The 25,833-nt window shown below is 67.2% G+C and carries 22 protein-coding genes and 2 tRNA genes; 19 read left to right on the forward strand and 5 right to left on the reverse strand.

The window, feature by feature from the left end:
- Positions 1-106 precede the first annotated feature (106 nt).
- The 4 genes from CAL11_RS05460 (at position 107) to CAL11_RS05475 (ending at position 4,254) form a co-directional block, all read left to right on the forward strand.
- Positions 107-1,330, forward strand: coding sequence for a cation:proton antiporter (locus CAL11_RS05460; protein ID WP_086094516.1), 1,224 nt, complete (start codon positions 107-109; stop codon positions 1,328-1,330).
- 88 nt (positions 1,331-1,418) lie between these two features.
- The gene (locus CAL11_RS05465; RefSeq protein WP_086092363.1) at positions 1,419-2,201 is read left to right on the forward strand and encodes a 3-hydroxybutyrate dehydrogenase; all 783 of its coding nucleotides are present in this window, start codon (positions 1,419-1,421) and stop codon (positions 2,199-2,201) included.
- A 25-nt stretch (positions 2,202-2,226) separates the two neighbouring features.
- The gene (yaaA, locus tag CAL11_RS05470) at positions 2,227-3,000 is read left to right on the forward strand and encodes a peroxide stress protein YaaA (RefSeq protein ID WP_033462717.1); all 774 of its coding nucleotides are present in this window, start codon (positions 2,227-2,229) and stop codon (positions 2,998-3,000) included.
- Between the two features lie 12 nt (positions 3,001-3,012).
- Positions 3,013-4,254, forward strand: a complete 1,242-nt coding sequence (locus CAL11_RS05475) for an MFS transporter (RefSeq protein WP_033462715.1) — start codon at positions 3,013-3,015, stop codon at positions 4,252-4,254.
- Between the two features lie 6 nt (positions 4,255-4,260).
- Here the strand turns inward: CAL11_RS05475 and CAL11_RS05480 are convergent, their stop codons facing one another.
- Positions 4,261-6,486: an FUSC family protein gene (locus CAL11_RS05480; RefSeq protein WP_086092364.1), complete on the reverse strand. Its 2,226-nt coding sequence runs from the start codon at positions 6,484-6,486 to the stop codon at positions 4,261-4,263.
- A 469-nt stretch (positions 6,487-6,955) separates the two neighbouring features.
- Between CAL11_RS05480 and CAL11_RS05485 the strand changes: the two genes are divergently transcribed.
- The 4 genes from CAL11_RS05485 to pssA all read left to right on the forward strand — a co-directional run bounded on the left by CAL11_RS05485 (position 6,956) and on the right by pssA (position 11,207).
- The gene (locus CAL11_RS05485; protein ID WP_033462712.1) at positions 6,956-8,671 is read left to right on the forward strand and encodes an acetolactate synthase 3 catalytic subunit; all 1,716 of its coding nucleotides are present in this window, start codon (positions 6,956-6,958) and stop codon (positions 8,669-8,671) included.
- Positions 8,672-8,681: 10 nt separating this feature from the next.
- Positions 8,682-9,173 carry an acetolactate synthase small subunit gene (ilvN, locus tag CAL11_RS05490; protein WP_003814006.1) on the forward strand — a complete coding sequence of 164 codons (492 nt, stop codon included), beginning with the start codon at positions 8,682-8,684 and terminating at the stop codon, positions 9,171-9,173.
- Positions 9,174-9,245: 72 nt separating this feature from the next.
- A complete protein-coding gene (gene ilvC / locus CAL11_RS05495; protein WP_003814005.1) occupies positions 9,246-10,262 on the forward strand; it encodes a ketol-acid reductoisomerase in 1,017 nt (338 codons plus the stop codon).
- A gap of 165 nt (positions 10,263-10,427) precedes the next feature.
- Entirely contained in the window at positions 10,428-11,207 is a 780-nt protein-coding gene (gene pssA / locus CAL11_RS05500; protein WP_033462710.1) for a CDP-diacylglycerol--serine O-phosphatidyltransferase, read from the forward strand.
- 18 nt (positions 11,208-11,225) lie between these two features.
- On the opposite strand, the gene CAL11_RS05505 is transcribed toward pssA, so the two are convergent.
- Entirely contained in the window at positions 11,226-11,753 is a 528-nt protein-coding gene (locus tag CAL11_RS05505; RefSeq protein WP_086092365.1) for a hypothetical protein, read from the reverse strand.
- Between CAL11_RS05505 and CAL11_RS05510 the strand changes: the two genes are divergently transcribed.
- From CAL11_RS05510 to CAL11_RS05530, 5 genes are all read left to right on the forward strand, one after another.
- Positions 11,752-11,958 (forward strand): hypothetical protein, encoded by a 207-nt coding sequence (locus CAL11_RS05510; protein ID WP_080699741.1) that lies wholly within the window; start codon positions 11,752-11,754, stop codon positions 11,956-11,958. The two genes, CAL11_RS05505 and CAL11_RS05510, sit on opposite strands and share 2 nt — an antisense overlap.
- Before the next feature lie 86 nt (positions 11,959-12,044).
- Entirely contained in the window at positions 12,045-12,314 is a 270-nt protein-coding gene (gene rpsO / locus CAL11_RS05515; protein ID WP_003814002.1) for a 30S ribosomal protein S15, read from the forward strand.
- Between the two features lie 90 nt (positions 12,315-12,404).
- Positions 12,405-14,564, forward strand: coding sequence for a polyribonucleotide nucleotidyltransferase (pnp, locus tag CAL11_RS05520; protein WP_033462706.1), 2,160 nt, complete (start codon positions 12,405-12,407; stop codon positions 14,562-14,564).
- A 120-nt stretch (positions 14,565-14,684) separates the two neighbouring features.
- Entirely contained in the window at positions 14,685-15,404 is a 720-nt protein-coding gene (locus tag CAL11_RS05525) for a hypothetical protein (RefSeq protein WP_068926892.1), read from the forward strand.
- Between the two features lie 40 nt (positions 15,405-15,444).
- Positions 15,445-16,662 (forward strand): threonine ammonia-lyase, encoded by a 1,218-nt coding sequence (locus tag CAL11_RS05530; RefSeq protein WP_033462702.1) that lies wholly within the window; start codon positions 15,445-15,447, stop codon positions 16,660-16,662.
- Here the strand turns inward: CAL11_RS05530 and CAL11_RS05535 are convergent.
- The gene (locus tag CAL11_RS05535) at positions 16,656-17,267 is read right to left on the reverse strand and encodes a PIN domain-containing protein (RefSeq protein ID WP_068926890.1); all 612 of its coding nucleotides are present in this window, start codon (positions 17,265-17,267) and stop codon (positions 16,656-16,658) included. The two genes, CAL11_RS05530 and CAL11_RS05535, sit on opposite strands and share 7 nt — an antisense overlap.
- 59 nt (positions 17,268-17,326) lie before the next feature.
- Positions 17,327-17,411 (reverse strand) — tRNA-Leu (locus tag CAL11_RS05540).
- A gap of 529 nt (positions 17,412-17,940) precedes the next feature.
- Here CAL11_RS05540 and CAL11_RS05545 point away from each other — a divergent pair.
- The 5 genes from CAL11_RS05545 to betT all read left to right on the forward strand — a co-directional run bounded on the left by CAL11_RS05545 (position 17,941) and on the right by betT (position 23,460).
- Positions 17,941-18,918, forward strand: coding sequence for an NAD(P)H-quinone oxidoreductase (locus tag CAL11_RS05545; protein WP_086092366.1), 978 nt, complete (start codon positions 17,941-17,943; stop codon positions 18,916-18,918).
- Between the two features lie 145 nt (positions 18,919-19,063).
- The gene (tpiA, locus tag CAL11_RS05550) at positions 19,064-19,810 is read left to right on the forward strand and encodes a triose-phosphate isomerase (protein ID WP_086092367.1); all 747 of its coding nucleotides are present in this window, start codon (positions 19,064-19,066) and stop codon (positions 19,808-19,810) included.
- A gap of 21 nt (positions 19,811-19,831) precedes the next feature.
- Positions 19,832-20,296, forward strand: a complete 465-nt coding sequence (secG, locus tag CAL11_RS05555) for a preprotein translocase subunit SecG (protein WP_033462692.1) — start codon at positions 19,832-19,834, stop codon at positions 20,294-20,296.
- Between the two features lie 121 nt (positions 20,297-20,417).
- Positions 20,418-20,502 (forward strand) — tRNA-Leu (locus CAL11_RS05560).
- A gap of 726 nt (positions 20,503-21,228) precedes the next feature.
- Positions 21,229-23,460 (forward strand): choline BCCT transporter BetT, encoded by a 2,232-nt coding sequence (gene betT / locus CAL11_RS05570; RefSeq protein ID WP_086092369.1) that lies wholly within the window; start codon positions 21,229-21,231, stop codon positions 23,458-23,460.
- A gap of 22 nt (positions 23,461-23,482) precedes the next feature.
- On the opposite strand, the gene CAL11_RS05575 is transcribed toward betT, so the two are convergent.
- On the reverse strand, positions 23,483-24,283 hold the full coding sequence (locus tag CAL11_RS05575) for an IclR family transcriptional regulator (protein WP_086092370.1): 801 nt from the start codon (positions 24,281-24,283) through the stop codon (positions 23,483-23,485).
- A gap of 283 nt (positions 24,284-24,566) precedes the next feature.
- Here CAL11_RS05575 and CAL11_RS05580 point away from each other — a divergent pair, with 283 nt between their 5' ends.
- Entirely contained in the window at positions 24,567-25,799 is a 1,233-nt protein-coding gene (locus tag CAL11_RS05580) for a methylaspartate ammonia-lyase (protein ID WP_086092371.1), read from the forward strand.
- Positions 25,800-25,833 lie beyond the last annotated feature (34 nt).

Here is a 25,833-nt window from a genome sequence, read left to right on the forward strand (position 1 = left end):
GCCAGGGTTGGTGCAAGATTTTGCCAAACGCCAATGCCCGATTTCGCGCCGGCCGGGTTTTTGTCAGAATTGCCGCTGTATCGCCGCCACCGCCAAGCCCCAGGCCATGGAACTGCTCACCATTTTGCTGATCGCCGCCGTCCTGTGCGTGCCCCTGGCGCAGCGCCTGGGCCTGGGCGCCATCCCCGGCTATCTGCTGGCGGGCGGCGTGATCGGGCCGTCCGGGCTGGGGCTGGTCACCAACGTCCCGGACATCATGCGCGTCTCGGAATGGGGCGTGGTGATGATGCTGTTCGTGATCGGCCTGGAGCTGGCGCCCAAGCGCCTGTGGGCGATGCGCCGCGAAGTGTTCGGCGCCGGCACCTTGCAGATGGCCGCCTGCGGCGCGCTGCTGGGCGTGGTGTTCGGCGCCGGCCTGCGTCACCTGGCCGGCATGGGCTGGCAGGCCGCCATCCTGTGCGGCCTGTCGCTGGCCCTGTCCTCGACCGCGGTGGCGCTGCGCCTGCTGGAAGAGCGCGGCCTGGTGCGCACGCCGCTGGGCCGCTCGGCCCTGGGGGTGTTGCTGCTGCAGGACATGGCGGCCATCCCGATGCTGGTGGCCGCCGGCCTGCTGGGCTCGGACGGCGACGCCGCGCCGTCGTTCGAGGCGGCCCTGGTGGCGGTGGTGGTGGTGCTGGCATGCTACCGGCTGCGGCTGCTGGAATGGGCGGCGCGCTCGCAACTGCACGAGCTGTTCACCGCCGCCACGCTGCTGATCGTGCTGGGCACGGCGCAGCTGTTCGATTACGCGGGCCTGTCGGCCGGCCTGGGCGGCTTCCTGGTCGGCATGCTGCTGGCCGAGTCGCGCTATCGCAATGAACTGGAGCACACGATCGAGCCGTTCAAGGGGCTGTTGCTGGGGTTGTTCTTCCTGGCAGTGGGCATGTCCGTCAATGTGGAGGAGGCGCTCGATTACTGGCCGTACGTGCTCGCCGGGGTCGTGGCGCTGTTGCTGCTCAAGGCGCTGGTGCTCTACGGCATCGCGCGCCTGATGGGGCTGCCGCATTATCATCGCCTGCTGTATGCGCTGGTGCTGGCGCAGGGCGGCGAATTCAGCTTCGTGATTTTCAACGAGGCCTGGGACAACCATTTGATGTCGCTGGAGCAGCGCGACCTGCTGGCCATCGTGGTGGCGATTTCCATGGGCGCGGTGCCCATCGTCATCCGGCTGCTGGAGCGCCTGCCGGGCCGCTACGGCGGCATCGGCGACATGACGGTCACGCCGGTCGGGTTCGTCGATCCGCCGCAGCAACCCGCGGCGGCCAATGACGAGCGGCCCGGCCCGGGCTGACCGCGCCCGGTCACGGATCCGTGCCATCATCGCCGGCGGCGGACGGCTACACTTGAGGTCGTCCCGCGTACTCCACAGGAGAATAGTCATGCTCAAAGGAAAAGTTGCAGTCGTCACCGGTTCCACCAGCGGCATCGGCCTGGGGATCGCCAGCGCGCTGGCGCAGCAGGGCGCCGACATCGTGCTCAACGGCTTTGGCGACGCGGCGGAGATCGAGAAACTGCGGGCCGGGCTGGCCAGCCAGTATGGCGTGCGGGTGCGCTATGACGGCGCCGACCTGTCCAAGGGCGAGGCGGTGCGGCAACTGGTGTCCGGCGCGGTCGCCGAGCTGGGGCGCATCGATATCCTGGTCAATAACGCGGGCATCCAGCACACCGCCCTGATCGAGGATTTTCCCGCCGACAAGTGGGACGCCATCATCGCGCTGAATCTCTCGGCGGTATTCCATGGCACGGCCGCCGCGCTGCCCCACATGAAGAAGCAGGGCTGGGGGCGCATCATCAACATCGCCTCGGCCCATGGCCTGGTGGCCTCGGCCGCCAAGTCCGCCTATGTGGCCGCCAAGCACGGCGTGGTCGGCCTGACCAAGGTCACCGCGCTGGAGACCGCCGGCATGGGCATCACGGCCAACGCCATCTGCCCGGGCTGGGTGCGCACGCCCCTGGTGGAAAAGCAGATCACCGCGCTGGCGGCCAAGGACGGCGTCGACCAGGAAAGCGCCGCGCGCGAACTGCTCGGCGAGAAGCAGCCGTCGCTGCAGTTCGTCACGCCCGAGCAACTGGGCGGCACGGCGGTGTTCCTGGCCTCGGAGGCCGCGGCCCAGGTCACCGGCACCACCATTTCCGTCGACGGCGGCTGGACGGCCCGCTAGTCTCGTTCAAACCAAGGAAACCCTCATGTTGTTCTTGTTGTCTCCCGCCAAGAAGCTGGACTACGACTCTCCCGTCCACGTCGAAACGCACACGCAGCCGCTGTTCGTCGACCAGGCCGCGGCGCTGATCAAGGTGCTCAAGACCAAGTCCGCCGACGAGATCTCCCAGCTGATGAGCCTGAGCCCGGCGCTGGCCGAGCTGAACGTGGGCCGCTATGGCGCCTGGAAGCGCAGCTTCACGCAGGCCAATTCGCGCCAGGCCGTCCTGGCGTTCAACGGCGACGTCTACGAAGGGTTGCAGGCCGACACGCTGTCGGCCCGCCAGCTCGATTGGGCGCAGGACCACGTCGTGATCCTCAGCGGCCTGTACGGGGCGCTGCGCCCGCTGGACCTGATGCAGCCGTACCGTCTCGAAATGGGCACGCGCCTGCAGACGCCCAAGGGCAAGAACCTGTACGAATACTGGGGCAGCGGCATTGCCGAGTATCTCAACGAACGCCTGGCGGGCGCGAAGGCGCCGGTCATCGTCAACCTGGCGTCCGAAGAGTATTTCAAGGTCGTCGACCTCAAGACGCTGAAGGCGCGCGTGGTGCAGTGCGTCTTCCAGGACTGGAAGAACGGCGCCTGGAAGGTGATCAGCTTTCATGCCAAGCGCGCGCGCGGCCTGATGGCGCGCTACGCCATCGCGCACAAGGTCGCCCGTCCGGAAGGCCTGCAGGGCTTCGATTCGGAAGGCTATGCCTACGACGCTGCCGCTTCCAGCGCCGACAAGCTGGTGTTCCGCCGCAAGCAGGCCTGACGAGGACGCGCGATGTCGGCAGGCTTGCGCGTTTTCCTGTTCTTTTCGCTCGGCTATCTGGTCTCGTATCTGTTCCGGGGCCTGAACATCGGCTTCGGGCCGACCTTGAGCGCCGAGCTGGGCCTGTCGGCCGCCGATCTGGGCACCCTGACCAGCCTGTACTTCCTCGGCTTCGCGCTGCTGCAGATCCCGGCCGGCGTGCTGCTCGATACCTGGGGGCCGCGGCGCGTCAACGCCGGCCTGCTGGTGGTGGCCGCCGTGGGCACCCTGGTCTATGGGCTGTCCCAGGGCCTGCCCGGCCTGATGGTGGGGCGGCTGCTGATCGGCGCCGGCGTGTCGGTCTGCCTGGGCGCGGCGTTCCAGGCGCTGGCGCTGAACTACCCGCTGGCGCGCCTGCCCCTGATCAACGGGCTGGTGATGGCGGTGGGCGGGCTGGGCGGCGTGCTGGTGGGCTCGCCGCTGTCGTGGCTGCTGAATTTCTCCACCTGGCGCGAGGTCAGCTTCGGCATGGTGGTGGTCACGTTGTGCGTGGCGGCGCTGCTGTGGTTCGGCGCGCCGCGCGAGCCCGCCCGCGACCGGCCGCACGCCAGCCTGGGCGAGCAGCTGCGCGGCACGTTCGTGCTGCTGCGCACCGCGCACTACTGGCGGCTGGTGTCGCTGCCGGTGGCCACCGGCGGGGTGTTCTACGGCGTGCAATCGCTGTGGGTGCGCCCCTACCTTACGGATGTCAACATGCTGCCGGCCGCGCCGGCCGCCGCGCTGGTGTCGCTGCTGGGCTTTGCCATGATGGGCGGCAACGTCGGGCTGGGCGCCATGGCGCGGCGCGTCGAGCGCATGGGGCTGGGGCTGTATGGCTTCAGCGGCGTGTGCCTGGCGCTGTTCATCCTGATCCAGTTGCTGATCGTGCTGCGCGCGCCCGTGCCGCTGGCGCTGCTGTGGGCGGGCTACGGCGTGTTCGGCTCGGCCAACATCCTGGTGTTCGCCCTGCTGGCGGGCGAGTTTCCGCGCGAATTGCTGGGGCGCGTGGCCGCGACCACCAACCTGCTGACGTTCGTGTCCATCTTCGTCTGCCAGGTCACGTTCGGCTGGATCGTCGAGCTGTGGCCGCGCGGCGAGGCCGTGTATGGGCCCGGCAGCTATCCGGCCGGCGGCTACCTGGCCGCGTGGAGCGCCTTCCTGGCGTTGCAGATAGCGGTGGCCCTGTACTACTTCTGGCCGCGCCGGCGCGCCGCCTCGGCCGGGCAGGGCGCCTGAGCCGGCTCAGGCCGAGGCTGGCGCCGGGCGCGGGTCCTCGGGGTCGGCGATGCCGGCCAGTTCCTGGCGGATCATCACGCAGGCGCGCAGCATCTGCTTGAGCGGATAGGCCAGCGCCGCCTGCTCGCCCTCGGTGTCGAACTGCGCGGGCAGCGCGGCCGGCGGCTTGCGGGCCGGGTCCAGCAGGTCCATCATCGCGTCCAGCGCCTGCTGCACCGCGGGCGGCGTGTGCGGCAGGCCGACCAGGATGGGCACGACGGCCGTGATCTGCGAGGCCAGGATGTGGTTCTGCACCAGCAGGTTATTGAATTCGGGCACGCTCACCTGGTGCTGCGTCGGCTCGCTCATCATGCGATAGAACGCCTCGGCGAAATTGCTGAAGGCGATGTGCACGTTCTTGCGGCCCAGCCGCCAGGCCAGGTCGGCGTCGGCGCGTTCGCCGGTCTGCGGCGTTTCCTCGCCCGCCGCGCCGCCGGGCGCCGGCTGGCGCATGGCCTCGATATAGCGCAGCCCGGCGCGCAGGTACTCGCGGTTGGCGCGCGAGGCGGCCCGCGCCAGCGGTTTCATGTAGCGCGCCTCCCACCAGGGCAGCACATAGCTGCAGATCAGCGCCAGCGCGCAGCCCAGCGCCGTGTCCATGGCCCGTTCGCCGATCACCTCCAGCGAAACCGTGCCCGGGGCGACGAAATGGAACACCAGCACCACGAACAGCGTGTTGAAGATGGCGCTGGCCATGTAGTTCAGCTGCACCAGGCTGTTGCCCATGATGCAGGCGCCCAGCAGCACCGCGAACAGGATGGTCGGGTTGTCGGTCAGCGTGAACAGCGTCAGGGCCAGGATGCAGCCCACCAGCGTACCCATCAGGCGCCAGCCGTTGCGCTGGCGCGTCAGCGCGAAGCCCGGCTTCATGATGATGACGATGGTCAGCAGCACCCAGTAGCTGTGCGTGGCCATGTTGGGCGCCAGCCAGATGCCGATCAGCGTCATGGCCAGCGCCGCGGCCAGCGTGACGCGGATGGCGTAGCGGAAGTGGGGCGAGTCCAGCCGCAGGTTGCTGGTGATCATGCCCAGGCGCAGCTCCTGGCGCGAGATGAACTGCGTCAGCGATTTGTCGATGCGCAGCATGCTGGTGGGGATGGCGTCCGGGCGCGCCTCGGTGTGCTGGGCCAGCTTGTCGACGATGCGCGCGGCGTTGCGCAGCCGGCGCAGCACCTGCACGGTCAGCGCGAGCATCTCGGGCTCGCGCTCGCCCAGCCCCTGCTGCTTGAGCTGTTCGATTTCGTACTCGATGGCGCGCAGCTCGGCCTTCGCGCTGCTGCGGTATTGCGTCTTGCGGCCGCGCGAGACATCCAGCGCGACACGGTTGAGCTCCAGCGACATCTTCACCAGGGCGTCGCGCATGAAGACCAGCGCATCGTGGCCGGCCAGGGTGCGGCGCAGCGACGCGTAGTCGGTATGGGTGGCGACCAGCGTATCGAGCAGCTGCAGCATGTCGACGAACATGTTCCACAGCATGATGCGGTCGTCTTCGCGGAAGCCGCCGCCGCGCGGCAGCGCGCGCAGCACCATGTCGCGCGCGGCCTGGTGCTTCTCCGTCATGGCCGACTGGCGCTGGATCAGGGTGCGGTAGGCGTCGTCCAGGTCGGCGTTCTCGTCGTAGAAGCTGGCCCGCGCGGCCATGTAGTCGGCGGTGGCGAACAGCGCCACCGACATCGCCTGGCGCTCCTCGCGCAGCCAGAACAGGCGGCTGAAGGCCAGGCTCCAGCCGAGATAGAACAGCGCCCCGCCCAGCGTGGCGGCCGAGTGCAGCAGCACCTCGTGCGGGGCCAGCGGCGAATGCATGGTCAGGGTCATCAGCAGCAGGCCGGCAAAGCCGATCAGGCCGCCGCGCTTGCCGAACACCGAGAACATCGAAAAGGTGAAGCACTGGGCGATCACCGCCAGCCAAAGCAGGATGGGGTAGGTGGAGGCCGCGCCGGTCAGCGTGACCGTGGCGGTGCCCAGCAAGGCGCCGCCCAGCATTTCGTTGGTGCGATGGCGCTGCGGCCCGCCGGGCTGGTCGATGATGGCCAGGCACTGGGCGCCGAAGGTGGCGACCAGGCCGATGCTGTACTGGCCGAACAGGCCACCCAGCACCAGGACGGGCAGAAGCATGCCGATCGCCTGTCGGATACCGCCAAAAAAGTAGTGGCTGTACAGGAAGCGCCGAATGCTGGCGATGCGCAAATCCATGGAGATGGGGCGATTTGTCCGCGACAACGCCAGTATAGAGAGATGTGCGTCACTTTTGGGGCCGGATGGGGTAACGGCCGGTTGCGGGGCTTTCCCAACACTCGATTTGCTCAGGATGCCGCAACGCGGTAAATTGCCCGTCTTGCGCCGGCGTGACTATCCGAAGCCGGTGCGCCGGCTTACAGCTGCCCGGGCCACCTTCCGGGCGGATTGCGCCAGTTACACCTGCCGTTGGCCGCGCCACAAGCGTGTGTTGCCAAGGCTTCCATTTCGACCTCCAGCGCCCCCAGGGCGTTTGCACTGCGTTTCTGACGAGCGTGTGCCGGGTCGACAATGTGTCCGGGTGGCGTGGCTCCGTGAGCCGCAAAGCGCCGGATCATGTTGTCGTCGCCGGTTCGGGTTCAGCTGCCGTCGTATCCGGGCGGGCAGCGCTCAGGCGTGCAGGGCCGGTACTGAAAGGAAAGACAACATGGAACTCAATGGCGCCGACATCGTCGTGCGCTGCCTGGCCGAAGAAGGCGTGGAACACGTTTTCGGCTACCCTGGCGGCGCGGTGCTTTACATCTACGACGCGATTTTCAAGCAGGACAAATTCCAGCACATTCTGGTGCGTCACGAGCAGGCTGCCGTGCACGCCGCCGACGCGTACTCGCGCGCCTCGCAGAAAGTGGGCGTGTGCCTGGTGACCAGCGGTCCGGGCGTCACCAATGCCGTCACCGGCATCGCCACCGCCTACATGGACTCCATCCCCATGGTCATCATCAGCGGCCAGGTGCCGACGGCGGCCATCGGCGAGGATGCCTTCCAGGAATGCGACACCGTGGGCATCACGCGTCCCTGCGTCAAGCACAACTTCCTGGTGCGCGACGTCAAGGACCTGGCCGAGACCATGCGCCGCGCCTTCTTCATCGCCCGCACCGGCCGTCCCGGCCCCGTGCTGGTCGATATCCCGAAGGACATCACCGTCGCGCAGTGCAAATATGCGCCGCCCAAGGGCGAGATCTCGATGCGCTCGTACGCGCCGGTCAACAAGGGGCACCAGGGCCAGATCAAGAAGGCCGTGCAGATGCTGCTGCACGCCGAGCGTCCCATGATCTACACGGGCGGCGGCGTGATCCTGTCCGATGCCGCCGAAGCCTTGCGCCACCTGGTGGACCAGACCGGCGCGCCGTGCACCAACACCCTGATGGGCCTGGGCGCGATGCCGGCCACCGACCACCGCTTCCTGGGCATGCCCGGCATGCACGGCACCTACGAGGCGAACATGGCGATGCAGCACTGCGACGTGCTGCTGGCCATCGGGGCGCGCTTCGATGACCGGGTCATCGGCAATCCGCGCCATTTCGCGCAGAACGCCCGCAAGATCATCCACATCGACATCGATCCGTCCTCGATCTCCAAGCGCGTGCGCGTCGACGTGCCCATCGTCGGCAACGTCAAGGACGTGCTGGCCGACCTGAGCGCCCAGTACGACCTGGCGCGCGCCGACGCCAAGCCGGCGTCGATCGAGAAGTGGTGGCAGCAGATCGAGGCCTGGCGCGGCAAGGAGTGCCTGAAGTACGCAGGCTCCGACGAAGTCATCAAGCCTCAGTTCGTGGTCGAGAAACTGTGGGAAGTGACCGGGGGCGACGCCTTCGTGACCTCCGACGTCGGCCAGCACCAGATGTGGGCCGCGCAGTACTACAAGTTCAACAAGCCGCGCCGCTGGATCAACTCCGGCGGCCTGGGAACCATGGGCGTGGGGCTGCCCTATGCCATGGGCGTGCAGATGGCCAATCCGGGCGCCGACATCGCCGTGATCACCGGCGAGGCGTCGATCCAGATGAACATCCAGGAACTGTCCACCTGCCACCAGTATCACCTGACGCCCAAGATCATCTGCCTGAACAACCGCTTCCTGGGCATGGTGCGCCAGTGGCAGCAGATCGATTACGGCTCGCGCTACTCCGAGTCGTACATGGATTCGCTGCCGGATTTCGTCAAGGTCGCCGAGGCCTATGGCCACGTCGGCCTGCGCATCGAGCGGCCGGCCGACGTCGAGCCGGCGCTGCGCGAAGCATTCAAGAAGCACAAGGATCGCCTGGTCTTCCTGGACTTCATCACCGACCGCACCGAGAACGTGTGGCCCATGGTGAAGGCCGGCCGCGGGCTGACCGAGATGCTGCTCGGTTCCGAGGATCTGTAAGGAGGCCACCATGAAACATGTGATTTCTGTGCTGATGGAAAACGAGCCCGGCGCGCTGTCGCGCGTGGTCGGCCTGTTCTCCGCGCGCGGCTACAACATCGAGACGCTGACCGTGGCGCCCACCGAGGACGCGACCCTGTCGCGCCTGACCGTGGTGACCGTCGGTTCGGACGAGGTCATCGAACAGATCACCAAGCACCTCAATCGCCTGGTCGACGTGGTCAAGGTGGTGGATCTCACCGAAGGCGCGCACATCGAGCGCGAGCTCATGCTGATCAAGGTGCGGGCCGTGGGCAAGGAGCGCGAGGAAATGAAGCGCATGGCGGATATCTTCCGCGGGCGCATCATCGATGTCACCGACAAGTCCTACACGATCGAGCTGACCGGCGTTCAGGAGAAAATCCAGGCTTTCATCGAAGCCCTCGACCGCAGTGCCATCCTGGAAACCGTGCGCACCGGCGTGTCCGGCATCGGGCGCGGCGAACGGATACTGAAAATCTGACCGGCGCGCCTGGCGGCGCGCCACCCTGCATTAGCATCAACGATTACCAAAATTCAAGAACCGGAGCACAACATGAAAGTTTTCTACGACAAAGACTGCGATCTCTCCCTGGTCAAGGGTAAAACCGTCGCCATCATCGGCTACGGCTCGCAAGGCCACGCCCACGCGCTGAACCTGCATGATTCGGGCGTCAAGGTCGTGGTGGGCCTGCGCAAGGGCGGCGCCTCGTGGAACAAGGCCGCCAACGCCGGCCTGGAAGTCGCCGAAGTGGCCGAAGCCGTCAAGCGCGCCGACATCGTCATGATGCTGCTGCCCGACGAGAACATCGCCGCCGTCTACCGCGACGAAGTGCACGCCAACATCAAGGCTGGCGCCGCGCTGGCCTTCGCCCACGGCTTCAACGTGCACTACGGCCAGGTCGTGCCGCGCGAAGACATCGACGTCATCATGGTGGCGCCGAAGGCTCCGGGCCACACCGTGCGCTCGACCTACAGCCAGGGCGGCGGCGTTCCGCACCTGATCGCCGTCTACCAGGACAAGTCGGGCAGCGCCCGCGACGTGGCCCTGTCGTACGCCAGCGCCAACGGCGGCGGCCGTGCCGGCATCATCGAGACCAACTTCCGCGAAGAGACCGAGACCGACCTGTTCGGCGAACAGGCCGTGCTGTGCGGCGGCACCGTCGAGCTGATCAAGGCCGGCTTCGACACGCTGGTGGAAGCCGGCTACGCGCCCGAAATGGCCTATTTCGAGTGCCTGCACGAGCTCAAGCTGATCGTCGACCTGATCTACGAAGGCGGCATCGCCAACATGAACTACTCGATCTCGAACAACGCCGAATTCGGCGAGTACGAGACCGGCCCGAAGGTCGTGACCGACGCGACCCGCCAGGCGATGCGCGAGTGCCTGACGGCCATCCAGACCGGCGAATACGCCAAGAAGTTCATTCTGGAAAACGCCGCCGGCGCCCCGACCCTGACCTCGCGCCGCCGCATCAACGCGGAATCGCAGATCGAGCAGGTCGGCGGCAAGCTGCGCGCCATGATGCCCTGGATCGCCGCCAACAAGCTGGTGGACAAGGCCAAGAACTAAAGGCCATGGCCGCGCCGGGCCCGGCAGGGTCCGGCAGTCTGGTCCAGACGCGCCCCGCGGGGCGCGTTTTTCTTTTCCGCGGGGCAAACGACCCGGTGATGCGCGCCCGCAAGTGGGGTCATATGGGTTAAGCTTTCACTTCCGCTGCAAGCGATTCTGTCATCTATGCCCAATTTCTCCATGCGCGATCCCGAAAATCGCCATCGCAGCATCTACCTGCTGCCCAATGCCTTCACCACGGCGGCCCTGTTCGCGGGGTTCTACGCCGTCGTGCAGGCCATGAACGACCGCTTCGAGACCGCGGCCATCGCCATCTTCGTGGCCATGGTGCTCGACGGCATGGACGGCAGGGTGGCGCGCCTGACCAACACCCAGTCGGCCTTCGGCGAGCAATACGATTCGCTGTCCGACATGACTTCCTTCGGCGTGGCGCCCGCGCTGGTCATCTACGAATGGATCCTGCAGGACCTCGGCCGCTGGGGCTGGCTGGCCGCCTTCGTGTACGTCGCCGGCGCCGCCTTGCGCCTGGCGCGCTTCAACACCAACATCGCGGTGGTCGACAAGCGCTTCTTCCAGGGGTTGCCCAGCCCCGCCGCCGCGGCGCTGGTGGCCGGCTTCGTCTGGCTGGCCATCGACAACAAGCTGCCCATCCATGACAGCATCATGGCCTGGGTGGCCTTTGTGCTGACGATGTACGCCGGCGTGGCGATGGTCAGCAACGCGCCGTTCTTCAGCGGCAAGAACTTCGCATTGGGCCGCAGCGTGCCGTTCTGGGGCATCCTGCTGGTGGTGGCCGTGTTCGTGTTCGTCTCGAGCGATCCGCCGGTGGTGCTGTTCGGCCTGTTCGTGCTCTATGGCCTGTCTGGCTGGGTGGTGATGGCCTGGCGCTGGAACCGCGCCCGCAGGCTGCAGCAGGAGCGCCGCAGCGGCCATCATTCCCCGTGATGGCCGGGCGCTGCCCGCTCAGTGCCAGCGCCAGTCTTCGTCGTACATCGGGTCCGGCCCGGGGTGAAAGCGCGTGACGCGGTCTCCTTCGCGGCCCATGTACACATACATCAGCGAATTCCAGACCCGCGATTCGCGGTAGCGATACGACCACACCACCTGGCGCACGCTGGGCAGGCCGACCTGCTTGATCTCGGCCGGCGGGCCGAATTCGCAGCGCACCTGCTCGGCGGTCCAGGTGCCGCTGCCCAGGACCTTGAAATGCTCGTCGGTCAGCACTTCGACGACACGGTCGACGCGCCCGTCGGGGCCCACATTGGCGCCCCAGGCGAACTGGCCGTACGGCTGCTGGGTCCAGATCACGCGCTGCCCGCCGTTGGGCAGCTCGCAGGCGAAATTGGGCGCGCCGAATTGCGCCTGCACGTCGGCCAGCGGCGTGCCGGGCGGCACCTGCTTCATGTTGGCGCAGGCGGCCAGGGCGGCCAGCAGCATGCCGGCGCCGGCCAGGCGCAGGGCGCGGACGACAGGGCGGCGGGTCGGGGGCATGGCGGTCTCCTTCAATAGGGGGCGGATCATCGCGGGCAAAATCCGCCCGCGCGCGGCCTCACTGGGCAATTCTACCGAATCGGCTATAATCATCGTCGCTTTTGCGGTCAAGGTTGTCGAAGTTGCTTTTCTGGCCGCGGAACACGCCAGCCTGCCGAATCCAAGAATGATCAAGAACGGATCCGGCGCGGCGGCAACAGCGTAACAGGGCGCCCGGTTGTCTCGGGGCTCGTTTTCTTGAAACCCACGTCCGGGCGCCTCGGCCCTGACGCATGTCCGTAGAGGTCATCAATGTCTGTAGCTGACATCAAAAAATCCGAAATCGTCGCGCAATTCCAACGCGCTCAAGGCGATACCGGCTCCCCTGAAGTTCAGGTGGCTCTGCTCACCGCTCGCATCAACGAACTGACCGGTCACTTCAAAGAACACATGAAGGACCACCACTCGCGCCGCGGTCTGCTGCGCATGGTCAGCCGTCGTCGCAAGCTGCTCGACTATCTCAAGGGCCGCAATCCCGATTCGTACCGCGCACTGATCGAAAAACTCGGTCTGCGCAAGTGATCGACGGGGCTGGCTCCCCATGACGCAACCGTGGTCGGGGCGACGCATGTCGCAACGGCCACGGTTTTTCATTTGTAAGGAATCACCGTCATGTTCAACAAAGTGACCAAGACCTTCCAGTACGGCCAGCATACGGTCGTGTTGGAAACCGGCGAGATTGCTCGCCAGGCGTCCGGCGCGGTGCTGGTGTCCGTGGAGGACACCGTCGTGCTGGCAACGGTCGTGGCGGCCAAGAAGGCCAAGGCTGGCCAGGACTTCTTCCCGCTGACCGTCGACTACATCGAGAAGACCTACGCCGCCGGCCGCATCCCGGGCGGTTTCTTCAAGCGCGAAGGCAAGCCCTCCGAAAAGGAAACGCTGACCTCGCGCCTGATCGACCGTCCGCTGCGTCCGCTGTTCCCGGAAGGCTTCTATAACGACGTGCAAGTGGTCATCCACACGCTGTCGGTCAATCCGGATATCGATCCCGATATCCCCGCCATGATCGGCGCCTCGGCCGCGCTGGCCATCTCGGGCATCCCGTTCAACGGCCCCATCGGCGCCGCCCGCGTGGGCTATGTCGACGGCCAGTACGTGCTCAACCCCACCGCGACGCAGCTGAAGTCGTCCAGGATGGACCTGGTGGTGGCCGGCACCGAGAACGCCGTGCTGATGGTCGAATCCGAGGCGAAGCAGCTGTCCGAGGAAATCATGCTGGGCGGCGTGGTGTTCGGCCACGAGCAGATGCAGGCCGCCATCAACGCCATCCATGACCTGGTGCGCGATGCCGGCAAGCCCGACTGGGACTGGCAGCCCGCCCCCAAGAACGAAGCGCTGATCGCCGCCGTGGGCGCCGCCGCCCAGGAAGGGCTGAACGCCGCCTACCAGATCCGCGAAAAGCAGGCCCGTACCACCAAGCTGCGCGAAGTCTACGCCGCCGTGCAGGCCGCCATGGCCGAGCAGGCCGCGCAGGCTGGCCAGCCCGCGCCCGACAGCGTTGGCGTGGACAACATCCTGTTCGACCTGGAAGCGCGCATCGTGCGCAGCCAGATCCTCAACGGCGAGCCGCGCATCGACGGCCGCGACACCCGCACCGTGCGTCCGATCAGCATCCGCCTGGGCGTGCTGCCGCGCGCGCACGGCAGCGCGCTGTTCACCCGCGGCGAAACGCAGGCGCTGGTGGTGGCCACGCTGGGCACCAAGCAGGATGAGCAGATCATCGACGCCCTGATGGGCGAGTACCGCGACCGCTTCATGCTGCACTACAACATGCCGCCGTTCGCCACGGGCGAAACCGGCCGCATCGGCGTGCCCAAGCGCCGCGAAATCGGCCACGGCCGCCTGGCCAAGCGCGCGCTGCTGCCGCTGCTGCCGGCCCCGGAAGACTTCCAGTACACCATTCGCCTGGTGTCCGAAATCACCGAATCCAACGGCTCCTCGTCGATGGCGTCGGTGTGCGGCGGTTCGCTGGCCATGATGGACGCCGGCGTGCCCACCAACGATCACGTGGCCGGCGTGGCCATGGGCCTGATCCTGGACAGCGGCAAGTTCGCCGTGCTGACCGACATCCTGGGCGACGAAGACCACCTGGGCGACATGGACTTCAAGGTGGCGGGTACCGAATCCGGTATCACCGCGCTGCAGATGGACATCAAGATCCAGGGCATCACCAAGGAAATCATGCAGGTCGCGCTGGCCCAGGCCCGCGAAGGCCGCCTGCACATCCTCGGCAAGATGCGCGAGGCGCTGGAAGGTTCGCGTACCGAGCTGTCGGCGTTCGCGCCGCGCATGCTGACCATCAAGATCAACCCCGAGAAGATCCGCGACGTGATCGGCAAGGGCGGTGCCACCATCCGTGCGCTGACCGAGGAAACCGGCACGCAGATCGATATCTCGGACGACGGCACCATCGTGATCGCCAGCGTGGACGAGACCCAGGCCAAGGAAGCCCAGCGCCGCATCGTCGAACTGACGGCCGACGTCGAAGTGGGTCAGATCTACGACGGCTCGGTGCTGCGCCTGCTGGACTTCGGCGCCATCGTGCAAGTGCTGCCGGGCCGCGACGGCCTGCTGCACATCTCCGAGATCGCCAACTACCGCATCGCCAACATCAACGATGTGCTGAAGGTTGGCCAGCCGGTCCGCGTCAAGGTCATCGAGGCCGATGACAAGGGCCGTCTGCGCCTGTCGATCAAGGCGATCGGCGGCATCGAGCAGCAGCAGTCCGGCGCGGCCGAGCCGGCCGCCCAGTCGGAGCCGCAAGCCGAATAAGGTTTGCGATTCCTGACGTAAAAACGGCGCCCGCGGGCGCCGTTTTTACGTCCGCATACGGTAAAGTCATGCCACGCGCGGCCAGGCCGCATCAGAACAAGGGACACGGACGGATATGGCATGACGAGCAGGCGGCTGGCCGCACTGTCTGGATGGGCCGCCAGCGTGCTGCTGGCCGGCTGCATCGCGCCCGGCGGCAGCGGCGGGCCGCGCGGCGAGTCGATGTCGGCCGACCAGTTCATGCAGACCGACTTCAACCGCACGGTCACGCTGGAAATCCGCGACAACCTGGCCAGCCTCGACACGCTGCTGGACAAGCTGTACCGGCGCAATCCGCGCGAATGGCGCAAGAGCGGGGTGGCGGACCAGGCCGCCGCGGTGGCGCGGGTCAAGCGCCTGATCGAAGAGCGCCGTCCGCCGGCCGGCCTGGCGGGCCTGCGCGACATCCAGGTGCTGGCCGTGTCGCTCGACCCGGCCTATGGCGGCGACCGCGTGGCGGCCTTCATCTATGGCCTGGCCGACACCCTGATCGCGGCGCACAACGACAAGACCCGCATCTACCTCTCGGACGTGCTCGACGGCCAGCGCATCTACAACGCGGCGCGCAACGTCGAGGCGGCCGCCTGGCTGCTGGCCTCGCGCCGCACCGCCCAGGGCGAGCCGCTCCTGCTGGCCAACGAGATGTCGGCCGTGGCCACGAATCTCAGCTTCGAGCGCGAATTCGGCGCTATCATCGGCAGGCTGGACCTGATTGCCAACCTGCTCGGCGAGAACTCCCGCCGCATCGGCATCAACTACGCACAGGGCCTGCTGTTCTTCAATTTCCTGCCAGTCCGCTAGGCTGCGCGGGACACCGCGCACTCACCAAGACGCCGCCATCGTGATCGATCTTGCCGCCATCCAGACCGCCCGGGACATCCTGCGGGGACAGGTCCTCAATACGCCGTTCACGCATTCCCGCACGCTGTCCGATATCCTCGGCGCGGAAATCTGGCTGAAGTTCGAGAACCTCCAGTTCACCGCCTCGTTCAAGGAGCGCGGCGCCCTCAACCGGATGCTCAACCTGACCGAGGCCGAGCGCGCCGCCGGGGTGATCGCCGTGTCGGCCGGCAACCATGCCCAGGGGGTGGCGTACCACGCGCAGCGCATGGGCGTGCCGGCGGTGATCGTCATGCCGCGCTTCACCCCCACGGTCAAGGTGGCCAACACGCGGCGCTTCGGCGCCGAAGTGGTCCTGGCCGGCGAGACCTTCGACGACGCCAAGGCGCGCGGCTACGAGCTGGCGCGCGAGCGCGGCCTGGTCATGATCCACCCCTATGACGATCCGGCCGTGATCGCCGGACAGGGCACGGTGGCGCTCGAAATGCTGCAGGCGCGCCCCGACCTGGACGCCATCGTGGTGGGCATCGGCGGCGGCGGCCTGATCGCGGGCATCGCCACGGCCGCCAAGGCCATCAAGCCGGACATCCAGATCATCGGCGTGCAGACCGAGCGCTTTCCGTCCATGTACGCCGCCGTCAAGGGCGTGGCCATGGAAAGCGGCCACTACACGATCGCCGAGGGCATCGCCGTCAAGTCACCCGGCACGCTGACCCAGGAGATCGTCACGCGCCTGGTCGATCATATCGAGCTGGTCAACGAAAGCGATATCGAGCATGCCATCGTGGTTCTGCTGGAAATCGAGAAAACCGTGGTCGAAGGGGCCGGCGCGGCCGGCCTGGCGGCGCTGCTGCGCCTGCAGGAGCAAGGCGACGCGCGGTTCCGGGGCAAGCGCGTGGGGCTGGTGCTCACGGGCGGGAACATCGATCCCCTGATGCTGGGCGAGCTGATCGAGCGCGGCATGGTGCGCGCCGGGCGCCTGGCGCGCATCCGGGTCGACCTGCGCGACCTGCCGGGCGCGCTGGCGCAGGCCACCAAGCTGATCGCCGACGCGCACGCCAACATCACCGAAGTGCATCACCAGCGCGCCTTCACCACCTTGCCGGTGCGCAATGTCGAGGTCGATTTCGTGCTGCAGACGCGTGGACACGACCACATCCAGGAAGTCATCTCGGTGCTCAACGCCGCAGGCTTCGCGGCCAGCAACCACGATCACTGATCCGCGTCGGCCAGGCGCCTTAGCCGGTACAGGCGCTCGCGCTGCAGGATCGCAGCCAGCGGCAGGGGCTCGCGCCCGAGCGCCACGTAATCGTCGGCGACCGTCGCCAGCGCCGCGCGCAGCGCGGCCGGGTCGGCCTGCCACCAGCGCGCCAGCAGGTGATCCGGGCTGAACGCGTCCAGGCCCTGGCGGCGCAGCTCGGAGCGGTTGAAATCCTTCAGGTTCCAGGTCATCACCAAGGTGGCGGGCGCCTGGGGCAGGCCGCAGCGGGCCCGTCGCGCCAGCCCGGCGGCGATCACGTGGAAATCCTTCGGGTCGCTGTAGCGCAGACCCGTTTCGTAAGGCTGCGTATCGGTTTCCAGCGCCCGCGGAAAGCTGGCGTTCATCGCCGCCCATTGCGCCGCCAGGGCCTCGGCGGGGATATCCCACAGGCGCGCGGCGTTGCGGCGCCATTCTTCGCCGATGCGCTCGCTCCAGACGGGCTGGAAGACGCCCGCCCGCGCCACCCGCAACAGCAGCTGGCGGGCGATGCCGGACATCAGTACGCAGGCATCGAGAACGACAAACGGAGGCGCGGGGTTCGGTATCAAGTTGAGGTAGGGCATGCGCGGCCCGTTGGCGCGGCGCGTCTATCGGGCCTGGGGAAAACAGCGGTGCCGATTGATGGTGCACCCACCCGGAATCGAACCGGGACGCCTTGCGGCGAGGGATTTTAAGTCCCTTGCGTCTACCAATTTCGCCATGGGTGCGGCTGGTCCGGCAGGGCGACAATGATAACGTGCTTTAACGGGCCGCTGGCCGCGCCGCGGGCCCGAATCCTATACAATGCGCGCCGTGGAAGGTTGGCAGAGTGGTTGAATGCACCGGTCTTGTTCAATCGAGCGCCACGCGGGAAACCGCATGGTAGTAAGGAGTCAAATTCGGCGAAGCCCCTGGCCCTGTCCGAGGTAACGCCGAGCGAAGGCCACCCCCCCGCCGGGGCGGCAACGTGTAGAGACTTGACGGCTCCCACCTAAGGTCGCCCGACTATGGTGAAGGCAAAGTCCAGACCAGCAAACAGACATCGTTCTGGTGGCGAAAGCCATAGCGGTACGGAAAACCGGCGGGGCTTCACGGCCCTCGTGAGTTCGAATCTCACACCTTCCGCCACTTCATCGCGGCGCCACGCCGCCCCCGCATCCCTGGCAAATCCGTGGCGCCGTGCCCGCCGCCGGCAGGCGGCCGTGCAAAAAAGCGCATAATTGCCGTTTCGATATCGACTCTGGTTGGAGACGCGACATGCGAGCCGTAGAAATCACCCGTCCTGGCGGTCCTGAAGTCCTGGTGCCCACCGAGCGCAGCGTTCCCGAGCCCGCTGCCGGCGAAGTGCTGATCAAGGTGTCCGCCGCCGGCGTCAACCGGCCCGACGTGCTGCAGCGCAAGGGCAACTATGCCCCGCCGCCGGGCGCCTCGGACCTGCCCGGCCTGGAAGTGGCCGGCGAGATCGTCGGCGGCGACGCCGCCGCCGGGGGCTTTGCCATCGGCGACAAGGTCTGTGCCCTGGTGGCTGGCGGCGGGTACGCCGAATACGTGGTGGCGCCCGCGCCGCAGTGCCTGCCGATTCCGCGCGGCCTGACCGAGATCGAGGCGGCCGGCCTGCCCGAGACCTATTTCACCGTCTGGAGCAACGTGTTCGACCGCGGCCGCCTGTCGGCCGGCGAAGCGCTGCTCGTGCACGGCGGCGCCAGCGGCATCGGCACCACGGCCATCCAGCTGGCGCGCGCCATGGGCAACAAGGTCTACGCCACGGTGGGCAGCGACGAACGCGCGCGCGCCGTCGAAACGCTGGGCGCCACGCTGGGCATCAACTACAAGACGCAGGACTACGTCAAGGAAGTGCTGGACGCCACCGGCGGCGCCGGCGTGGACGTGGTGCTGGACATGGTTGCGGGCGAGTACATCGGCCGCAACCTCAAGTGCCTGGCGGACGACGGCCGCATCGTCATCATCGCGCTGCTGGGTGGCGCGCATGCAAACGTAGATTGCAATCAGGTGCTGCGCCGCCGGTTGACCATCACCGGTTCGACGCTGCGTCCGCGTCCGGTCGAGTTCAAGGGCGAGATCGCCCGTGCGCTGCGCGAGCGGGTCTGGCCCTTGCTGGAAAACGGCACGCTCAAGCCGGTGGTGCACGCCACGCTGCCGCTGGAGCAGGCCGCCGCGGCCCACGCCATGATGGAAGCCGGTGAAAACATCGGCAAGATCATCCTGACCGTATAGCGCCAGCCGGACGGCGGGACGCATCGGATTGTCCGGTGCGCCCGGATTTTCTTGCCCCGGTAACGGCGCATCGCCCGGCAACAGGATACAATCTCAGGTTTGACCCGACCCCGGGTCAGGCCTTTTTGACTCTTTTTTCTGCGCCATGACCACAGCTGAGAATCGCGCCCGCCTGGTGCTGGGCAACTGGAAGATGCACGGCAACCTGGCCGAGAACGCCGCCTTGCTGGCCGAGTTGCGCGCCGCCGATGCCGCCGCCCATTGCGAAATGGGGGTGTGCGTGCCGTTCCCGTACCTGGCGCAGACCGCTGCCGCCTTGCAGGGCAGCGCCATCGGCTGGGGCGCGCAGGATGTCAGCGCGCACGCCAAGGGCGCCTATACCGGCGAAGTGGCCGCTCCGATGCTGGCCGAATTCGGCTGCCGCTGGGTGCTGGTCGGCCATTCCGAGCGCCGCACGCTGCATGCCGAGAGCGACCAGCTGGTGGCCGACAAGGCCCGCGCCGCGCTCGACGCAGGCCTGACCCCGGTGGTTTGCGTCGGCGAATCGCTGCAGGAGCGCGAAGGCGGCAATACCCTGGGCGTGATCGAGCGCCAGCTCGAACCCGTCCTGGCCCTGGGCCGCGACGCCCTGGTCCGCATGGTCCTGGCCTACGAGCCGGTATGGGCCATCGGCACCGGCCGTACCGCCAGCCCCGAGCAGGCGCAGGAAGTGCACAGCGCCATCCGCGTGGCGCTCGACGGCCTGCAAGCCAGCCAGGTGCGCGTGCTGTATGGCGGCAGCGTCAAGGGGGCCAATGCCGCCAGCCTGTTCGCCATGCCCGACATCGACGGCGGCCTGGTGGGCGGAGCCTCGCTCGTCGCCGAAGAATTCCTGCGCATCGCCGCAGCTTAAGTTTCCGTTCCGGAGTCTGTAATGTCTTTGATGCTTACTGTCCTGCTGGTCGTCCAGGTTGTATCGGCGCTGGCTATCATCGTTCTGGTCCTGCTGCAGCAGGGCAAGGGCGCCGACATGGGGTCGGCGTTCGGCAGCGGCTCGGCCGGCAGCCTGTTCGGCGCCACCGGCGCGGCCAACTTCCTGTCGCGCACCACCAAGTGGGCCGCCGTGGTGTTCTTCGTCAGCACCGCGGGCCTGGCGTACGTCACCCACAAGGGGCCGTCCGGCCCGGCCATCGATTCGGGCGTGATGCAGAATTTCCCGCAGGACCGCTCGGTGCCGCAGGCGCCCGGCAGCGCGCCGGCCGGCAGCGGCTCGTCGGTGCCCCAGGCTCCGGGCGGCAGCGTGCCGGCCGCCCCCGCCCAGCCCGACGCCTCGGTGCCCCAGGCGCCCGGCCAGCCGGCGCCCCCGGCCGCGCCCGAGCAGCCCAAGCCCGCGCAGTAGCACAGGACGGGCGCCGCGCATGGCGCGGCCAGCCGCCCTGACGGTTTTGCCCATGGGCATTTACATGCTAGAATGCCCGACTTTCCAGGATCTTTGGATCCTGGTCGAGATTTTGCAAGATGCCGACGTGGTGAAATTGGTAGACACGCTATCTTGAGGGGGTAGTGGCGAAAGCTGTGCGAGTTCGAGTCTCGCCGTCGGCACCAAGAATTTGTCCAGGCAGGCCCTGGCGCGGCAAAGGCCCGCAAGAAAAAACCACAAAAAGGCTGGCAAAAATAGCCAGCAAAATAGCCAGCAAAAATAGCCCATGAGCGTCAGCGCCTATGGGCTATTTTGTCATTCGGGCGGCCTTTTCGGCCCATCGAGGGCCCATCTGGGCATCTGTCGATACCGGGCCTGCCTCAGTGGCAATGTACCGTGCCTGCCTTTCTGTCCATGTGGCAGCATTTCCCGGGTGGCGAGTCTTTCCGGCATCCGCCGCCGTGGGCCGAGGCCGGAAAGGGCAGGGCGAGCGCCAGAAGCAGCCACGTTGTCGCGAAAAGTTGGATTGTTCTCATAGTTTCTCCTCCCTGGTCGAAGATGAGCAGCCAGCCGCTGCGTCTATCCACTGCCCATGGCTTTTCCATCCAGCGCGCAGTTCCCGAGCTGGCTGTAGCGGATATGGGCGTTGCTATATTTTTGTTGTGTCTGGTTACATTAGCAACAAAATCGCCGGACGTCGAGTCTGCGCGTCGTCCCGGGCCCCGGGCGGACGTTTCGCGGCGCGCCCCGGAGGCTGACCGAATCGGGGACGCGTGGCGCATAATGGTCCCGGGCCTGGCATCCAGGATCCGGCTGGAAGGCGCGCGGGACGGGCACGGCATGTCCAACCCGACTGGCGCCTTCCCGGTGGACGGTTTCGGAGCGGCGCCCCTTCTGGAAAGGAGTCAGCCATGTCGACCACGCCATCCGACGACGAGGGGGCCGAGTCCGAGCCGTCCGGCCAGGCGCCGGACGCGCGGGCGGCGGCGTTGCGCCGGCCGATCGAACGCAGCCGGTTCGGCGGCTCGCAGCGCCGCCACGAACGCCAGGTCGGCGACGACGCGCCGGTGTCGCGCAGCGACCTCAGCAAGGGGCCCGAGGAGGTGCTCGAGCACCGCACGGCCAGCATAAATTGGCGCGTGCTGCTCGTCTCGTCGGCCGTGATCGCCGCGTTCTCGCTGTGGGCGATTCTGGTGCCCGGCGCTGCACGCATGCGGATGAAGACGGCCGTGGACTGGATCGCGGCCAATCTCGGTTGGTACTACGTGCTGACCATGACGCTGGTGATCGGTTTCGTGCTGTGGGTGGCGTTCTCCAAGGAGGGGGATGTGCGCCTCGGCCCCGATCAATCGCGGCCGCAATACCGGCTGTCGACCTGGGTCGCGATGCTGTTTGCCGCCGGCGTCGGGATCGACATGCTTTTCTTCTCGGTCACCGGACCGGTCGTGCAATACCTGCATCCGCCGTCCGGCGAGGGGGGCACGGCGGCAGCCATGCAGGACGCGGTGGTCTGGACGATGTTCCACTACGGGGTGGCCGGTTGGTCCATGTATGCCTTGCTGGGCATGGCGATGGGATATTTCGCCTACCGCTGGGGCATGCCCCTGTCCATCCGCGCGGCGCTCTATCCGCTGTTGGGCAAGCGCGTGCGCGGCCCCCTGGGCGACGGCATCAGCATCATCGCGCTGGTGGGCACGGTGTTCGGCGTGGCGACCTCGATGGGCATCGGCGTGGTGTTGCTGAATGTCGGGTTCTCGCTGATTTTCGGGCTGGAGCAAGGCCTGTCGCTGCAGATCGCCCTGGTCGTGGGCGCCGTGATCCTGACCATCGGGGCCACGACCTCCGGGGTCGACCGCGGCATCCGCTGGATTTCCGAGCTGAACCTCTGGAGCGCGGTGGCGATGATGGTCTACATCCTGCTCACCGGGCAAACGGCGTTCCTCCTGAACGCGCTGTCGGAGAACATCGGCCGGTTTCTCGTGACCTTCCCCGCGCGCACCTTGCAGACGTTCGCCTACGAGCCCGGCGGGCCGGCATGGATGGGCGGATGGACGCTGTTCTTCTGGGCGTTCTGGCTGGCATGGGGGCCGTTCGTCGGCGTCTTTCTTGCGCGCATTTCGCGTGGCCGGACGCTGCGCGAATTCGTGATCGCGGCGATCACCGCGCCGGTGTTGTGCGATTTCATCATCGTTTCGCTGTTCGGCAACTCGGCCCTTTATCACGTGCTGCAAGGGGATGCCGCGTTCGCCGCGCTCGCGGTCCAAAGCCCCGAGCGCGGCTGGTACGCGTTGCTGGCGATGTTTCCGGGAGCCATGTTCCTGATAGGCCTGGCCACGCTGTCGGGGCTGTTGTTCTACCTGACCAGCGCGAATTCGGGCGCGATGGTGATGTCGAATTTCTCGGCCTCGATTCCCGACCCCTCGCACGACGGGCCGAAGTGGCTGCGCATTTTCTGGGCTGTGCTGACGGCGGTGCTCACGGTGGCGATGCTGCTGGCCGGCGGCGTGACGACGATGGAGTACGCCACGCTCATCTTCGCCTTGCCGGTGACCATCATCGCCTACACGGTCATGGCGTCGTTCTACAAGGTGCTGCGCATGGAGCGGGCCGAGCGCGAAGGGCAGGTGCTGCGCAGGCCGTCCATGGCGCCGATGGGCGGCCACCTGCCGGAGCGTTCATGGAAGCAGCGCCTCGAACAGTTGCACGCGTTCGCTTCGCTGCGGCAGGTTGCCCAGTTCCTCGACCGTACCGTACGGCCGGCGCTCGACGATGTGGCCGCTGAGTTCCGCAACCAGGGCTACGAGGTCGCGCGCGAATCCCGGGCCGACGAGCGCGGCATCGAGGAGCCGCTGCTGCGGGTGTCGATGGACAGTTTTCGCGCCTTTCAGTATCACGTGGCGATCGTCGAGGCGCCGGTACCGATGTTCAGCGGCCGGATGTCGCGCGAGACCGACGTCTATTACCGGCTTGAAGTGTTCACCCAGACCGGTTCGGGCGGCTATGACCTGATGGGCCTGACCCGGCAGCAGGTGATCGACGACGTGCTCGAGCGATTCGAGGCCCACCTCGCCTTTCTCACCTTCTCCACGAATACCGATACGGCCTCGGTGCTGACGCCGCCGATGCCGGCCAAGAACCCCTAGCCCGCGCCCGCCCGCGGATATGTCAACGCGCCGCGCCAGGCGCGCCGGCGGGCGCCGCCTGCCGGCCAGCCAGCACGTCGGACAGGGCGCCGGCTTCCCGGACCAGCAGTTGCGCCAGTTCCGTTTCCCGATGCTCCGGGTAGCGGATGCGGGGGATGAACAGCGAGAAGCAGCCGATGACGTGTCCCCCGGTGCCGAAGATCGGGGTGGAAATGCCGGCGGCGCCTTCGATCTTCTCGCCGCGCGTGCTGACCGAATAGCCTTGCTCGCGGATTTGCTTCAGATCGCGATTCAGGTCGCGCGCGGGCAGGGCGGCCAGGCCGGTGGGCGAGACGGGTTCTTTCTTGAGCAGCGCGCGCACGCGCTCGGGCGGCAGGTGCGCCAGCACGGCATGCCCGGAGGCGCCCCAGAGGACCGAGACCGGCCGGTACAGGTCGAGCTGGTAGCGCAGCTGGTTGGCCGATTCGACCTGTTTGGCGAACACCAGGGTGGCGTCCTGGTCGCGGTACAGCGCCAGCGCGCAGGACTCATTGGTGTAGGCGACGATGCGATGCAGCGGCGCGCTGGCCAGCTGCACCACGTTCACCTTGTTGGAGATCATGGCGCCCAGCCGGTACATCTCCGGGCCGAACGCGTAGCGGCGCGCGCCCTGCACGCGCTGCATGAGGTTCAGCGCCACCAGTTGCTGCAGCAGGCGGTGCGCCGTGCTGTGCGGCAACTGCAGTTCATCGGCGATGTCTTTCACGCCGACGTCGTCGTCCTGCGAGGCGAGAAAGCCGATCAGCCTGACGATTCGTTCGACGGTACCGCGCTCGTTTTCCATGTATGCGCATTCCCTGAAATAACGCCGCCCCAAGAGGGGGCAGGGTGCTGCCTGGGTGGCCGGCCAACGCCGACGACAGCGTGAGTGTAGAGCGTGCCGGCCTTGCCGGGCCGCCGCCGCCGGCGCTGGCCGGCCATGGCCGGGCCGTGCTTCCGGGGCGTTTCTTGCCGATCATAAATTCCGTTATTCGGAATTTACATCTCATCTAATGACATGTAAATCCGGCCTGCCTAAACTGGCCTGGCCTCGAGAAGAAGGCGGATGCCACGGGAGACAGGACGACATGCGAGTGCAACGGTTGCTGGCGACGGACGGGATCGGCGGGTATTACTGGCGCGACCAGGAGGCGATCGGGCAGGGGGCGCCGCGCGACGGTTTCCTGTACCGGGGCGCGCCGGTCACGCCCGGTTTCGCGTCCATCATCCAGGTGAGTTCCACTGTGCTGCTGACGGGCGTGGCCGACGACGGCAGCGAACTGTACGGCGATTGCGCGACGGTCAATCATGCCTTCCGCTCGGGACGTCAGCAGGCGCCGGATGCGGCCCGCCTGATCGCGCAGGCCGAGGGGCCGCTGTCGCGCTGGCTGGCGCAGTGCGACCTGTCATCGTTCCGCGCCGCCGCCGCGCAACTCGATACCATGCGGCTCGACGGGCAGCCACTGCACATGGCGCTGCGCTATGGCCTGTCGCAACTGCTGCTGCAGGCCGTGGCCGCGAATCACCGCGTCACGATGGCCGAGATCCTGGCGCGCGAGTATGGCCTGGCGCTGGCCGATACGCCCTGCGACCTGCTGGGTTCCTGCGGCGGCAACTGGTACGAGAACGTCGACAAGGCCATCGTGCGCGAGCTGCCTTACTTCCCGCAGACGGCCATGGTGCGCACCGACCAACTCGACGAACTGCCGGCCTATGCGCAATGGATCAGCCAGCGCATCCGCGCGGTGGGCCGTCCGGATTTCTTTCCGACGCTGCACTACGACCTGCACGGGCTGCTGTCGCAGCGGGTGGGCGACGACCTGGACGGCGCGCTGGCCTATCTGCGCGAGGTGGAGGCGGCCAGCGCGCCGTACCCCGTGCTGTTCGAAGACCCGCTCGACGCGGGCGAGCGCGGCGCCCAGATCGCGCTGATGGGGCGCCTGCGCGAGGCCCTGCGGCGCGCCGGCTCGGGCATCCGCCTCATTGCCGACGAATGGTGCAACACCCGCGAGGACGTGCGCGAGTTCGTCGCGCACGGGTGTTGCGATCTCATCCAGATCAAGATGCCGGACCTGGGGGGCGTGGACAACACCGTGCAGGCCTGCCTGATCTGCCGCGACGGCGGCGTCGGCGTGTACCTGGGGGGCAGTTGCAACGAGACGGACATTTCGGCCCGCGTCGCCGCGCACGTCGCGCTGGCGGTGCGTCCGGTCGAGTTCCTCGGCAAGCCGGGGCTGGGCCTGGACGAGGGAGTGATGATCGTCACCAACGAAATGCACCGCGCGATTCGTTCCTATCGGACGCGCCTGTCCGCGGCGTAGCGTCCGTCCGCGCGGCGCGGACGGTTTGTGGGCA

Origin of the sequence: Bordetella genomosp. 6 (genome assembly GCF_002119705.1) — a bacterium.
Classification (GTDB): domain Bacteria; phylum Pseudomonadota; class Gammaproteobacteria; order Burkholderiales; family Burkholderiaceae_B; genus Bordetella; species Bordetella bronchiseptica_F.

What these genes read in the sequence shown, in the direction of transcription:
- CAL11_RS05575 (WP_086092370.1), bottom strand. Translation starts at nt 24,283, where the DNA reads ATGGAAAACGAGCGCGGTACCGTCGAACGAATCGTCAGGCTGATCGGC.
- CAL11_RS05505 (WP_086092365.1), bottom strand. Translation starts at nt 11,753, where the DNA reads ATGCCCCCGACCCGCCGCCCTGTCGTCCGCGCCCTGCGCCTGGCCGGC.
- CAL11_RS05465 (WP_086092363.1), top strand. Translation starts at nt 1,419, where the DNA reads ATGCTCAAAGGAAAAGTTGCAGTCGTCACCGGTTCCACCAGCGGCATC.
- CAL11_RS05460 (WP_086094516.1), top strand. Translation starts at nt 107, where the DNA reads ATGGAACTGCTCACCATTTTGCTGATCGCCGCCGTCCTGTGCGTGCCC.
- yaaA (WP_033462717.1), top strand. Translation starts at nt 2,227, where the DNA reads ATGTTGTTCTTGTTGTCTCCCGCCAAGAAGCTGGACTACGACTCTCCC.
- CAL11_RS05535 (WP_068926890.1), bottom strand. Translation starts at nt 17,267, where the DNA reads ATGCCCTACCTCAACTTGATACCGAACCCCGCGCCTCCGTTTGTCGTT.
- CAL11_RS05485 (WP_033462712.1), top strand. Translation starts at nt 6,956, where the DNA reads ATGGAACTCAATGGCGCCGACATCGTCGTGCGCTGCCTGGCCGAAGAA.
- rpsO (WP_003814002.1), top strand. Translation starts at nt 12,045, where the DNA reads ATGTCTGTAGCTGACATCAAAAAATCCGAAATCGTCGCGCAATTCCAA.
- CAL11_RS05580 (WP_086092371.1), top strand. Translation starts at nt 24,567, where the DNA reads ATGCGAGTGCAACGGTTGCTGGCGACGGACGGGATCGGCGGGTATTAC.
- secG (WP_033462692.1), top strand. Translation starts at nt 19,832, where the DNA reads ATGTCTTTGATGCTTACTGTCCTGCTGGTCGTCCAGGTTGTATCGGCG.
- ilvC (WP_003814005.1), top strand. Translation starts at nt 9,246, where the DNA reads ATGAAAGTTTTCTACGACAAAGACTGCGATCTCTCCCTGGTCAAGGGT.
- CAL11_RS05525 (WP_068926892.1), top strand. Translation starts at nt 14,685, where the DNA reads ATGACGAGCAGGCGGCTGGCCGCACTGTCTGGATGGGCCGCCAGCGTG.
- betT (WP_086092369.1), top strand. Translation starts at nt 21,229, where the DNA reads ATGTCGACCACGCCATCCGACGACGAGGGGGCCGAGTCCGAGCCGTCC.
- pssA (WP_033462710.1), top strand. Translation starts at nt 10,428, where the DNA reads ATGCCCAATTTCTCCATGCGCGATCCCGAAAATCGCCATCGCAGCATC.
- pnp (WP_033462706.1), top strand. Translation starts at nt 12,405, where the DNA reads ATGTTCAACAAAGTGACCAAGACCTTCCAGTACGGCCAGCATACGGTC.
- CAL11_RS05475 (WP_033462715.1), top strand. Translation starts at nt 3,013, where the DNA reads ATGTCGGCAGGCTTGCGCGTTTTCCTGTTCTTTTCGCTCGGCTATCTG.
- ilvN (WP_003814006.1), top strand. Translation starts at nt 8,682, where the DNA reads ATGAAACATGTGATTTCTGTGCTGATGGAAAACGAGCCCGGCGCGCTG.
- tpiA (WP_086092367.1), top strand. Translation starts at nt 19,064, where the DNA reads ATGACCACAGCTGAGAATCGCGCCCGCCTGGTGCTGGGCAACTGGAAG.
- CAL11_RS05480 (WP_086092364.1), bottom strand. Translation starts at nt 6,486, where the DNA reads ATGGATTTGCGCATCGCCAGCATTCGGCGCTTCCTGTACAGCCACTAC.
- CAL11_RS05545 (WP_086092366.1), top strand. Translation starts at nt 17,941, where the DNA reads ATGCGAGCCGTAGAAATCACCCGTCCTGGCGGTCCTGAAGTCCTGGTG.
- CAL11_RS05510 (WP_080699741.1), top strand. Translation starts at nt 11,752, where the DNA reads ATGGCGGTCTCCTTCAATAGGGGGCGGATCATCGCGGGCAAAATCCGC.